The sequence below is a fragment of the Pseudomonas sp. GW704-F2 genome, from assembly GCF_059423025.1.
Genome location: NZ_JBWKXO010000017.1, coordinates 127,438 through 139,641 on the forward strand (window position 1 = coordinate 127,438; position 12,204 = coordinate 139,641).

The 12,204-nt window shown below is 56.7% G+C and carries 11 protein-coding genes and 3 pseudogenes; 5 read left to right on the forward strand and 9 right to left on the reverse strand.

From position 1 onward, the window contains the following. Window positions 1-89: 89 nt before the first annotated feature. The 7 genes from AC07W0_RS16400 to AC07W0_RS16430 all read right to left on the reverse strand — a co-directional run bounded on the left by AC07W0_RS16400 (window position 90) and on the right by AC07W0_RS16430 (window position 7,706). Entirely contained in the window at window positions 90-1,667 is a 1,578-nt protein-coding gene (locus tag AC07W0_RS16400) for a M48 family metallopeptidase (RefSeq protein WP_102617757.1), read from the reverse strand. A gap of 13 nt (window positions 1,668-1,680) precedes the next feature. Next, window positions 1,681-2,046: a hypothetical protein gene (locus AC07W0_RS16405; protein ID WP_017848541.1), complete on the reverse strand. Its 366-nt coding sequence runs from the start codon at window positions 2,044-2,046 to the stop codon at window positions 1,681-1,683. 37 nt (window positions 2,047-2,083) lie between these two features. Next, entirely contained in the window at window positions 2,084-3,427 is a 1,344-nt protein-coding gene (locus tag AC07W0_RS16410; RefSeq protein ID WP_017848540.1) for a CHASE2 domain-containing protein, read from the reverse strand. A gap of 339 nt (window positions 3,428-3,766) precedes the next feature. Further along, entirely contained in the window at window positions 3,767-4,765 is a 999-nt protein-coding gene (locus AC07W0_RS16415) for an NADP-dependent oxidoreductase (RefSeq protein ID WP_102617756.1), read from the reverse strand. Window positions 4,766-4,833: 68 nt separating this feature from the next. Further along, window positions 4,834-5,703, reverse strand: a complete 870-nt coding sequence (locus tag AC07W0_RS16420) for an alpha/beta fold hydrolase (protein ID WP_102617755.1) — start codon at window positions 5,701-5,703, stop codon at window positions 4,834-4,836. A 53-nt stretch (window positions 5,704-5,756) separates the two neighbouring features. After that, window positions 5,757-6,539, reverse strand: coding sequence for an SDR family NAD(P)-dependent oxidoreductase (locus AC07W0_RS16425; RefSeq protein ID WP_102617754.1), 783 nt, complete (start codon window positions 6,537-6,539; stop codon window positions 5,757-5,759). A gap of 66 nt (window positions 6,540-6,605) precedes the next feature. Further along, window positions 6,606-7,706 (reverse strand): alkene reductase, encoded by a 1,101-nt coding sequence (locus AC07W0_RS16430; protein WP_102617753.1) that lies wholly within the window; start codon window positions 7,704-7,706, stop codon window positions 6,606-6,608. A gap of 146 nt (window positions 7,707-7,852) precedes the next feature. Between AC07W0_RS16430 and AC07W0_RS16435 the strand changes: the two genes are divergently transcribed. Both AC07W0_RS16435 and AC07W0_RS16440 read left to right on the forward strand, forming a co-directional pair. Then, a complete protein-coding gene (locus AC07W0_RS16435; RefSeq protein WP_102617752.1) occupies window positions 7,853-8,422 on the forward strand; it encodes a TetR/AcrR family transcriptional regulator in 570 nt (189 codons plus the stop codon). Between the two features lie 310 nt (window positions 8,423-8,732). Continuing rightward, window positions 8,733-9,188 (forward strand): hypothetical protein, encoded by a 456-nt coding sequence (locus AC07W0_RS16440; protein WP_102617751.1) that lies wholly within the window; start codon window positions 8,733-8,735, stop codon window positions 9,186-9,188. A gap of 99 nt (window positions 9,189-9,287) precedes the next feature. Here AC07W0_RS16440 and AC07W0_RS16445 read toward each other — a convergent pair. Further along, window positions 9,288-9,431: pseudogene (locus AC07W0_RS16445) on the reverse strand (Arm DNA-binding domain-containing protein); the annotation flags it as partial. 64 nt (window positions 9,432-9,495) lie between these two features. Between AC07W0_RS16445 and AC07W0_RS16450 the strand changes: the two are divergent. Both AC07W0_RS16450 and AC07W0_RS16455 read left to right on the forward strand, forming a co-directional pair. Further along, window positions 9,496-9,642: pseudogene (locus AC07W0_RS16450) on the forward strand (phage portal protein); the annotation flags it as partial. Window positions 9,643-10,047: 405 nt separating this feature from the next. Beyond that, window positions 10,048-10,149 (forward strand): annotated as a pseudogene (locus tag AC07W0_RS16455) (hypothetical protein); the annotation flags it as partial. An 82-nt stretch (window positions 10,150-10,231) separates the two neighbouring features. On the opposite strand, the gene AC07W0_RS16460 reads toward AC07W0_RS16455, so the two are convergent. After that, window positions 10,232-10,525 (reverse strand): DUF3077 domain-containing protein, encoded by a 294-nt coding sequence (locus tag AC07W0_RS16460; protein WP_017848532.1) that lies wholly within the window; start codon window positions 10,523-10,525, stop codon window positions 10,232-10,234. 995 nt (window positions 10,526-11,520) lie between these two features. On the opposite strand from AC07W0_RS16460, the gene AC07W0_RS16465 reads away from it, so the two are divergent. Then, complete coding sequence (locus tag AC07W0_RS16465; RefSeq protein ID WP_102617749.1) at window positions 11,521-11,751, forward strand: hypothetical protein; 231 nt, start codon at window positions 11,521-11,523, stop codon at window positions 11,749-11,751. Window positions 11,752-12,204 lie beyond the last annotated feature (453 nt).

Consider the following 12,204-nt stretch of genomic DNA (forward strand, 5'->3'; position numbering starts at 1 on the left):
GGTGGGGTGGGCGAGAGGAGCGGTCTTCCCGGGCGTTAGGAAAAAGCGCCGCGGGAAGGAGGAGGGCTCTGTAGGCTAAATCGTCAGCCTCAGGCTTTGGCTGGCGCCAGTTTCTTGCAGTTTGCCTTGCGGGTCGGGTATTGCTCGCACTTGCGCAGCACGGTTTGCACCTGCTGCGCGTTCTGCAGTTGCTGGTTGGCCAGCAACTTCTCGGTGATGAACAGCTCTTCCGAGCCCAGGTTGCGTTCGGCCTTGTCGATCATCGCCAGTGCCGATTGCCCGTCGCCGCGCTTGAGGTGGTAGCTGATCATCAGGTCATAGGTCGACGGGCCGGCCAGGCTCCAGTCCTTGATGGCCTGCAACTCTTTCAAGGCTGCGCCGCTGTTGCCCTGGGCCAGGCGCACGGTATACGCCGTGCGCCGGATGCTTGGCTGGTCCTTGACCGGCGAGGCCAGGGCCTTGCGGATAAACCCGTCGGCCGCAGGCAGCTTGTTTTTCTCCAGGGCGTCGTTGGCGAAGTAGGCGTCCTTGTAGCCCTGCATGGCCTTGGCCACTTGTGGCGTACTTTTGATCTTCGCCCAGCTCTCGGGGTTGATGCGCGCGCGGCGCTCCTGGCGGTACTCGCGCTGCAGGTACTGGCGCAACTCGGTGTCGCGATCCATCGCCGACATGTGGGAGCGATTGAAATACTGGGTGGTCGCGGAAATGCTGGTGGTCAGCCCATCTTTGACCAGCACGTCCAGCTCCTGAGTGAAGCGGTTGAGATTGAACTGCTGCAGCGAATCCTGCATGGCGTTCTTGCGCGCGGTCAGGAAGCCGCTGAGCAACGGTTTCTGTTTGCCCTGGAAGTCGTTGAGGCGCTCCAGGCTATGGGTGGCGGCACGGGGCGCGTAACCGGCGCGGATCATCAAGTCGGTGCCGAGCAGGTCGGCCTGGTCTTCCTGGGTGCGGCCCCACGCGGTGCTCCACACATGGTCGGAAAACGTGTTGGCCAACGTGGTGTAGAGCACGGTGTTGCCGATGGTTTTCTGGGTGCCGGCGGGGTCTTTGCTGAACAGCTTCATCGTGCCGGAACTGCGGTCCACGCCGGTATCGGCGGCCATGGTGGCCAAGGCCACGGTGGAGGCCACTGTGGTGAACATCTCTTTCTGCTGCTGGAAGGCCGCCATGCGGTCATGGTGATGCAGCAGAACGTGGCTCATTTCGTGGCCGAGCATTGCAGCGATTTCATCTTCGCTGCCGACGTTGTCCAGCATGCCCAGCGGCACGAACACATTGCCGTAAGGGTCCGCCGAGGGCCCGAAGCTGTAGCTGTCGGTGATTTTCACCTGCAAGGCCGGCAACTCCCCCGGCCAACCTTTGGACAGGCGCGTGACAATCCCCTGCAGATACACCTGCAGCATCGGGATATCCACCAGGTTCTGCTGGCGTGCTTCGGCCGCCGGTACGGCGCGCCCGTCATAGCTCAAGCGCTGCTGGCTCTGGCGTTGCGGGTCGAGCTTGTAGTACTGGCGCACGTCGGTGTTATCCACGTAGTGGCCCTGGACCCTGGATTGGGTCGACGGACCCACCAGGTTCAGGAACGCCTGGTCGGCGCCCTTCAATGTCGCGCAACCACTGAGTACCGTGCTGGCCAGTAAGCTGGCTGCCAATAGAGATCCCTTCACCGCACCGCTCCTTTTATTGATTGCAGCCCGCACCAAAACCGATGGTGGAGTTGTTGCGGCTGTCTTTGGTCTGGCTCTTGGTCAGGCCCTGGCAGGGCAGGTCGACCACATTGAGTGGCGGTTCGATGCGCAGGTCCATGGTGTCCAGCCAGACCTTCTGACCCGCCAGCTCAACCTGCACCAGATCCAGCGCCTTGTTGTACTGCAACACGGGGACGGGTTGGGTCGGCGCGTCTTTTTTCGGCAGCTCGCGCTGTTGTTTACCCTGTTCATCCAGCACCGCCACCGGGTCGGCCAGAAACGCCTTGATGCTGTGGGTTTCCGCCCAGGCACCCTGGGTGAAGAGTGCAACGAGCACGACGATCAGACTTCTGTTCATCCTTGGATTCCTTGAGTCAAATGACAAAGCGACGCGCTCAACGATCGCGATCGAAGAAGGCTTCGATACGTTCGCTGAACAGCACCAACGACAGCAAAACAATGCCCAACACGTTCACCGGCGTGATGTGGCTGACGCTCAGCAGCACACTCACCGAGACGAGCACCGACATCACCAGCAGCCATGACGGGCACGGCGAAGAAAAAAACCAGATTTCCTGGCGCCGCCACCGGCTCCAGGTGCGCTGACCCGCCAGCCGCCGCGCGTGCAGCGCCTTGAGCACGGCAATCAACGCCAGCAGGCCCAGTTCGAGCAGGTCCAGCCAATTAAAGGGCAGGCCAGGGAAGTTGGCAGGCTCATGGTCATAGTCCATGCCCGCATTGATCAGGTTGTCGAGGGCCATGGCATGCAGATAAACGCCAGGTAGCTGGCCGTGTACCGGCGACTCCACCAGATCACCCGTCGAGGTGATATTGGCCCCGACCAGGACCAGACGGTCGCGCAGCAACTCGGCGACCAGGGCTTGGTCGTCCGGGTCGCTGACTTCCAGGTCGCTCGCCGCCAACGTCAGCGTATAAGGGCAGCGTGCCTGCTCCGAGCCATCGAGTTTCCAGAACACCGCCTGGAGCAACTGCGCCAGGCCATCCAGCAAAAAATGCCGCGCCGGTGCGCAGTGGCGCACGTCGGCGATCCGCGCCTGCTCCGGTGCCAGCTTCAGCCCCCATTGCACCGCGATCGGTTGCCGGCGTGCGGCGGTTTGGGCGTCCACCGGCGGCGACGGGCAGGCCTGTGTCCCACAGAATGCGCGGTACAGCGCCAGGGCCGGTGTTTCCATCAGGCCTATGGGCGTATTCACCGCCAGCGGGTACTTGTCATCGACTCCATCCCATGCCACCAGGCCCGGGCGGCTGACCTCGACAAACGGTGCCAGCGTATTGGCCTGGCCTGCCTCACCCCGCTCCACCCCGGTATTGGCCAGCCACAACGGAATGCCCTGGCGTTGATAGCGCTCGAACACATTCGCCAATAACTGACTGCCCCGTGCCGGGTCGCCGAAAGAGTGGTCATGGCTGTAGAGCAAGTCGACAAACACCGCCTTGGGTTTGAACGCCAGCAAGCGCTTGAACAACTTGCTCTGCTCGCCATAGGGCATCGGCCAGGAGGTGGCGTTGCGCATCAGGTACGCGTCATCGATCAACACCACCGCCACCCGCTGCTGCCCTTCATGGGCGTAGTGGCTGGCGAACATCCGGTTGAGCCACTGCGCCGACGCCTTGTCGCTGGAACTGGCCAGGCCGAAAGGATCGAGGATCGCCAGCAGCACGATGAGGGCCGCCAGCCAATAGCGGCGGTATTTGAACAGCGGGGGGGGCGACAACATCCATGTCTCGATAAAAGGCAGCAGCAAGACAGGGTTTTTAACGTGGTGGGGAGGGGGTGTCAATTGGAAAGGTGGCGAAATGCCATATTCTGTGTGTGAATTGCCGGCGCAACCTGAAACATCGTGAGCAGGCACAAACAAAAAGGCTCATCTTTCGGCGACCCTTTCCCGTTACTGCTCAAGCATCAAGCTACACCAAATGATTATCGGCGCTTCCACAGGTACGACTTGCGGTTGCAACGGCGCCTGTGTGTGCGGTGGCGGTTCCTCTGGTTCAGGCGCTGGGGGCTGATACTTGGCGGCGTGCGCGTTATCGACTGACATATTGTTGGAGTGCGCTTATTGGAGAGTGATGATGACTTTGCCTTTTGACCTGCCCTGCTCGACGTAGCGCAACGCCTCTGCCGTCGATTCAAAAGGGAAGGAACGATCGATGACCGGTTTGATGACGCCAGCTTCGATAAGCGAGCTGATTTTTTGCAGTTGTACGCCGCTGGCCCGCATAAACAGAAATGCATAGTTCACCCCGTGCTTGCGGGCTTTTCTACGAATACCGTTGCTCAGCAGGCGCATGACTTGTCGCAGCATCCAGGACAAGCCTTGCGCTTGGGCAAAGGCTGTCGTCGGTGGCCCGGAGAGGGAAATGAGCTGTCCACCGGGTTTGAGAACCTCGACCGATTTCATCAGCACATCCGTGCCCAGGCTGTTCAATACCACGTCGAAATCGTGTAATTCGCTCGCAAAGTCGTGCTTCTTGTAGTCGATGACCACATCCGCCCCGAGCGCCTTCACCCATTCGACATTCGCCGTGCTGGTGGTGGTCGCTACAAAAGCGCCGAGGTGTTTGGCGAGCTGGATGGCAAACGTGCCGACACCGCCGGAGCCGGCATGAATCAACACCTTCTGGCCTTTTTTCAGCTGGGCGGTCTCAACCAGCGCCTGCCAGGCCGTCAAGGCGGCCAAGGGGACGGACGCCGCTTCGGCCATGTTCAGGTTCGAGGGTTTCAGCGCGAGTGCGTTTTCGTTCACGGCGATCAGTTCGGCAAACGTGCCGATCCGATCCTCGGGAGGGCGTGCATAGACTTCGTCTCCCGGGTTGAACCGCGTCACCGCCGAGCCTGTGCGAACGACCACCCCCGCCAGGTCGTTGCCCAAGACCAATGGAAATGTATAAGGCAGGATCAGTTTGAATTCGCCGGTTCTGATCTTCGAGTCCAGCGGGTTCACGCTCGTTGCGTGTACCTGGATCAGAACGTCATGCACACCGACCGCAGGGTCGGGCACTTCGCCAAGCATGCCGTTCTGCTTGCCGTAGCGGTCGATAAAAAATGCCTTCATGTTGCAACGCTCTTGTCGGTGGAATGAGAACGGGGCGCGGCCCCGGCAACGTTGATGCGATGAGACGTTCAGGCGTCGAGGAACGCCAAGGCCTTGCTCACGAAATCGCCAGGGTGCTGGAAAATGCTGCCATGCCCGGCGTCCGGGTAAATGACCAGTTGCGCGTCAGGGATTCGCTTTGCCAGCTCAAGCGAGTTGACCGTGGGCACCATGATGTCGTTGTCGCCGTTGGCGATCAGCGTCGGCATCTGCAAGCGCCCGAGGTCTTGCGGCGCCTGCCTGCCCCACGCAGTAATGGCTTTTAATTGCCGAAAAAACGCACGGGGTGTCGGGCCTTTGTCCCGGTCTTGCTGGCGTTCTTTCAGCCGTTGCAAATACTCGGACGCGGCGCGTTGTCCGTTGGCCGTGCCGGTAAAGAATAGGTAGAACTTGGGATCGCGTAGGGTCAGCAGCCCCTTGAGCATCAACGGCCAGGTCACCGAGCCGACGTTGTCGATGCCTGTGCCGCCGGCCGGTCCGGTTCCGGTGAGGATCAGCCGGCGCACGCGTTCGGGGGCTTTCAGGGCGATGTCTTGAGCGACGAAGCCGCCGAGTGAAAAGCCGAGCAGGTCCACCTTGTCCAAACCCAACGCACGGATAAAACCGATGCCATCGTCAGCCATTTCACCGACGGTCAACGGCGCGACGCCACCCGAGCCACCGATACCACGGTAATCGGTGGTGATGACACGCCGGTTTTTCGCCAGACCGTCAATGATCCTGGGGTCAAAGTTATCCAGCACTGCCCCCCAATGGTTGAACATGACCAGCGGAACCTGCGTTCTGGGGCCCAGATCGCGGTAGGCAAAAGGTATCCCGCCCACCAGAACCGACTGGTTCGCCGCGTGGATAAATGACGACGGTGAACCGGGATGATTGCTGCTAGCCAAAAGAGTCATGTTTATTCCGTGCGATTGCGGAGCGAGGCCGACCTGCTCGACAGGGTTCAGACTTAAGTCAAATAACGCGGCGCCACGACGGACTGTCTGATCTGCGACAAAAGACCCTGACGTGCGGTTTGCAGGGCATCCCAGCGCTCGCCTTCTTGCAGCGGCGGAATGGTCACCGGTTCGCGGCGATCGAAGCCGACCAGTGCGGCATCGACCAGGTCAGCCACTTCCATGACTTCGCTCAAGGTGTTGATGTCGATACCGGCGCGATCCCAGATCTCCGTGCGGGTGGCCGCGGGCAATACGGCCTGCACATAAACACCCTGAGGCGAAAGCTCCAGGCTCAGGCCTTGGGAAAGGAACAGCACAAACGCCTTGGTCGCCCCATAGACCGACATACCAAACTCAGGCGCCAGGCCCACCACCGAACCGATGTTGATGATCGCGCCTGCACCGGCTTTGGCCAGGCGTGGCGCGATGGCGCTGGCGAGTCGCACCAGCGCCGTGGTGTTGAGGGCCACCAGCTGCGCCACGCTGTCGGTGCTTTGCTCGATGAAGCTGCCGGACTGCGCGGCACCGGCATTGTTGACGAGGATGCCGATGCGAGCGTCGTCCCGCAGGCGCGCTTCGACGGTGTGCAGGTCGCTGAGTTGAGTCAGGTCGGCCGCAAGCACTTCAACGGCGACGTTGTGTTTGCCACGCAACTTTGCGGCGAGCGTTTCCAGGCGCGCGTGGTCGCGGGCAACCAACACCAGATCATGCCCGCGTTGGGCAAAACGCTCGGCGTAAACCGCGCCGATGCCAGTGGAAGCGCCAGTGATGAGAACAGTAGGGTAAGTCGTCATGATGTCAGCTCTTTATCGGGAACATGGATTGATGCACGAATAAAACCGGGCTCGATCAGCCAGTGCTCAGTTCGCGCGGGTGCTGGATTCTGCAAGCGTTGGGTAGTCGATGTATCCCGCCGCGCCGCCACCGTAGAGCGTGGAGGGGTCGAAGGCGGACAGTGGCGCAGCGGTCTTGAGCCGCTCCACCAGATCGGGGTTGGCGATAAACGGGCGGCCAAAGGCGATCAGGTCGGCCCTGTCATGCGCAAGGCGTGCGGTGGCCAGGTCCAGGTCATAGCCGTTGTTGGCGATGTAAGTGTTCTTGAAGCGCTGGCGCAAGGCGTCGAAATCAAAGGGCGCTACGTCGCGTGGCCCACCGGTTGCGCCTTCGACGACATGCAGATAAACGATGTCCAGGGCATTGAGTTGATCGACGATGTAATCGAACTGAGCCTGCGGATCACTGCTCGATACCCCATTGGCCGGCGAGACCGGCGAAAGGCGAATCCCCGTGCGATCAGCACCGATCTCGGCGGCCACCGCGGCTGTCACTTCCAGCAGCAGGCGCGCACGGTTTGCGATCGAGCCGCCGTAGGCATCGGTGCGCAGGTTGGCGCCGTCCTTGATGAACTGATCCAGCAAATAGCCGTTTGCACCGTGGATTTCCACACCGTCGAAGCCTGCCGCAATGGCGTTTGCCGCCGCTTGGCGGAAATCGTTGACGATGCCTGGGAGCTCGTCAATTTCCAGCGCGCGCGGCTCGGAAACGTCCTCGAAGCGATTGTTGACGAACACCTTGGTCGCCGCACGCAGCGCGGAAGGGCCTACCGGCGCCGCGCCGTGCGGTTGCAGATCCACATGGGAAACACGGCCCACATGCCACAGCTGCAGGAAAATCCTCCCGCCCCTGGCGTGTACAGCATCGGTCACCTTGCGCCATCCCTCTATCTGAGCCGCTGTGTAAATACCTGGCGTGTCCTGATAGCCCTGCCCCTGCTGGGAGATCTGCGAGGCTTCGGAAATCAGCAAACCCGCACTGGCCCGCTGGCTGTAATAGGCCGCAGCAAATTCACTCGGGACAAAACCCTTTCCGGCGCGATTGCGCGTCAGTGGTGCGAGAACCACGCGGTTCGACAGCGTCAGAGCGCCCAGTGTGTAGGGGGTGAACAGGTTCAAGTCGCTCATGGGTGTGTGTTCCGTGCCCGTTGGTAAATGGTCATCTTGCTTGCGATTAGGATGATGATCGAAATCTAAACTGTCAACGGTTTTGATTATGGTCGACATCTATGTATCATCAGCCGATGAATTTCAGCGGTAGAGAGGTATCGAACATGCGAGTGTCCAAGGCTCAGGCCCAGGCAAATCGGGAGCACATCGTCGAAACGGCGTCAGTCGTGTTTCGCGAGCGCGGCTTTGACGGAGTCGGCGTGGCCGACCTGATGGCCGCCGCCGGTTTCACCCATGGCGGTTTCTACAAACATTTCGCTTCAAAGGCCGACCTGATGGCCGAAGCCTCGGCCAACAGCCTTGCGCACTCACTGGCCAACGCCGAAGCATTGAGCGTGAAGGACTTCATCGATCTGTACGTCTCCAGGGAGCATCGCGACAGACGCGCCACGGGTTGCACCATGGCAGCGCTGTGCGGTGACGCAGCGCGTCAATCGGGCGACTTGAAATCGGCATTCGCTGAAGGCATCGAGCACATGCTGCAAACGCTCGGCGAAAAATACCCGACCGGCCCGGATGCGGCGCCGGGTGAGGCAAGGGAGAAAATGATCGACCTGCTGGCACGCGCGGTCGGCGCGATCACGCTATCGCGCGCCTGCCCTGACGACTCGGCGCTGGCGGATGAGATTTTGGCGGTGTGTCATGGGCAGATGATCGAGTCGTTGTCGGAGTAGTTGGGGGGTTGATGGTTTTGGGCGTTAGGGGGAGTCAGGGGAAGAACATGATTTTCGTTATCTGATTGAAAATATGGCCTTGCCCCTATTGACCGCTGTTCTCCAAGCAATTGACCTGTACACGCAGCACTGAGAGCAGGCGCCTTCACGGAGTAAACCACCGGCGATAAGGGATAATTCAAATTAATCTAACTTCCTGTTGTTTCTAACAGTGTTGGCCATTTTGATGCTGTGGAATAGTACACGGGTTCGTGATAGTGAATTTGCTTAAATGTTTGCAATTTCAAACATACTATTCGGAGGCGTGCACATGGCCACTCTTAATGGAAAGGTTTTATTTTATGATCCCAAGTACCAGACGGGGACGATAGGCGACGAGGCGGGAAGCATGAAACGTTATGTTTTTCATGACTCGGACGTGGTATCTGGTGAGACGTTGGAAAAAGACCAGCTTGTGTTTTTTACTGAAGAAGTATCTTTAAGTGGCGGGACCCCTGGATATAGAGCTACCTTGGTTCAAGGTAGGCCGTATAGGGTGGGAATGACCATACTTTCCGGTACGGTACTGTCATATAGTTCTGAGTGCTCGGGGGGGGTAATTGCAGATAAGAACACAAAAAATCTCAATCACTATACCTTTTCCGACTCGGACGTGGTGTCTGGAGGTCCATTACACGTTGGGCAGTCTGTAACCTTCATTGGAGAGATGATCCGAGTTAATGAGGCTCAGTTTCAATACGGAGCAAAAATAATTCAGGGTGAGTAACGATACTTGCCGGTGGTGAGCCGCGTGAACATTTACGTAAACTGTGCGGCATTCTCTGAGTTAATGGAGTTTTTAGCCTCGGTCGCTGATGAGCAGCGACCGGGAGAGGTTGGCGGTAACGATGGGGTAATTGCCAATGATGAGCGTACCTTCCTTGCCGCTGGGCTTGGTGTACTTCAAGCGCCAGGTCTTCACGCCATTGGGTTTGACGAAAAGGTACATGCCGCCGCCGTCGAACAGTTTGGGAAACAGGGGCAGACTACCATTATTGAAAACATGCTCTGACCCCTATTTTCCACTATTTTCCATGCCGGAAAATGCGGCGGGGTTTGGGGATGTGGAAAAGATTGATCGGGTGTATATGAATAATGAAATACGGTCGATCAGGCAGTTGTTTTTACAGGTGAATGGGCGGTTGCGTATGGATCGAGGCATAGAATGGATTGATAGATGAGCTCGTAGGGGGCATATATAGGTAGAAGTGTGCGCGTGTGTTTTTCAATTGCCAAAGTATAGGCCTGATTTTTATGATTTGTCGTAATAATAGTTGGTCAGAATTGGTCTAAAGACCTGTTACGTTTAACAGTAGATGGCGGAAATGTTACGTCTTACCGTAGGTTGGCCTGCCTTTAGTTTGAGCAGGTTTTTTACGTTTCGATACTTGAGGAGAGCTATCATGATAGACGTTACGGTTTTGCTGGTGGATCTGTCCCCTATCACGGATACTGCTGAGAAGGTAAAGTCAGATGTTGAGTCTAAAACTAATTCGTCGGTCAAAAATGTGATGTTATTTGATCGCCCAAGTGGTGAGCGAATTGCAGTTGTAACTTATGCTTTGTCTCCTGCTGCAAAATCTTTGAAACTTTTTGAGAATTTAGATAGTTACATTCCAGAACCTGAGCGGGATATAGATAAGCCGTTTCTCATGCCGATTGAGGATGTATTTTCCATTAGTGGTCGTTGAACGATCAAGTTATATCAGTTTGATTGTAGTTGAACACTGTGCTTCAGGCGCCCGATGCACTGCACCGGGCGCGGACTACTTACTGCGGGTGCGGCCCGCCTGGCTGCATAGCCGAAAGCAGGTCATCGACAATCGCTTTGCCCATTTCGCACAGGTAGTGCGAGGCAAATGCGAACTTCTCCGCCTTGGGGTCCATGGCGGCTTCAAGCGAGAGCATTTTTGCGTAGTAGAGAACGTGTGCTGCGTGTTCAAGGGCTTCGAGAATAGGAACCCCAGCATTGACTCGAAACAATTTCAGATGGGACTTTTCCTCGCCACAATCTGCGAAGGTCTGAGCGCCAATGGTTTTGGCTTCTGCGGGTGGGGTGCTCATTGCTCACCTCCTGCGTACAGGGTGGCGGCATTGGGACGGACGGCACTACGGTAATTAAGCATGGTGTGAAACCTCTGTGATGACCAACTGAGACGGCCACACATCGATTCCAGGCGATGGGTGGCAGCCGTGCGCAGGCTGGAAACCGAGACAGAGACAACTCGGCAGACACGAATGTCTCCCGCACACGGCCGCCATGAAGCACAAACGGCAGGCACAAAAAAAGCGTCCGCTGATTGTTTGACGACGCTACGTGCGTCTCGGTTTCGGGTTTCCAGGCCCGGTCGCTGATGAGCAGCGACGGGAAGGAGGTTAGCGCTATGGCCTGCTATCTGCAACTGGCTCTATGTCCCCTAATTCCGCTTTGCAATAGTGACGGAGGGCGTCAGAAGTAGTAAAAACGGGGTCATAAAAACGGGGTCAGACCCTTATTCCCCAGCCTCATCGGTGGGCGCTGGCCTGAATGACTCAAGAAGAGCTGAATACACACTCAGACTTCAGCAAGAGTAGTCCTGAGAAAGCTCAAAGCATCCTTGAAAACCTGATGCCATCTTTCAGAAGGCTCACTCACTAGGGAAACAGGGGTCAGACCACCATTATTGAAAACATGCTCTGACCCCTATTTTCCTAATTTAGCCGTGAGCGCGAAACCAGTTGCCATCCAGCGGCTATAACTGGCGTAGGAACCCCGTCGATGGTTGGATCATCAGCGTAGGGTGAGACCCCCACACCCCTGCTTGAGGGTGTGTATATGAAGAAAAACGGGGTCAGACCACGATTTTCGTTCTTTAATTGAAAGCGTGGTCTGACCTCTATTCCCCATCATAGAGTTGCTGATTTTGAGCTTCCGTAACCTTTCCTGTATCTACTCGGTATTGGCGAAACTCGCAATTTACACGGGCTTCTTGAGGTAATGGATTTTCGACTTGGCTGGGAGGCAATTGATGTCTAAAGTATGTGTGCTGGCGACTTGCCGGTTCCGGGAGGTGAGACACATGGAGCGTTACAAAAATCTCAGTGGTCAGTCAAATGTGGTGGCATATGAACTGGACCAAGGGTCGATATCGGTAGAGTTCGCCTCAGGAGCCTATAGAACCTATGTATATGATTCCAATCGCCCCGGACCAGTAATGGTTGCGGAATTACAGCGACTTGCTGTGGCTGGCCGCGGACTCAATAGCTATATTTCAAGCGTGGTTAAATCAAATTTTTCTCGTAAATATTGACTTGTATAACTTACGAGGTGGTAGCGGCTAACTCGCTATCACTTTGAGTGGTTTTTTGGCAGAACTATGCTGAAGCTCAAAGATATGTGTTTTTATTATTTTTTAATATTGACTAAATGCGCGCCAGTTATTCGATATTAATTTCACGCTTCTCTTGGCGAAGATTGAGGGCAGGCAATGATATTAAGCGAACTCATTAGTCGGCTATGTCTCATAGTAGTGGTGTGTGCCACGTTGCACTGATCTTTCCCGTTTTTTAGTTGAGAAGTGTGATTGCACGGTGCCGGCTTTTAGTATAAAAAAGTTTATGGGCTTTAGGGGGTTAAAGTTGAGCGTTTGTTATGCGGAGCGAATCGTATTTAGGCATCTTCTTGAATTTTATCATAATATGGATGTTGTGGAATATGAACGATCAGTAAAAACGGGATCATACCCTTATTCCCACGATTCCCC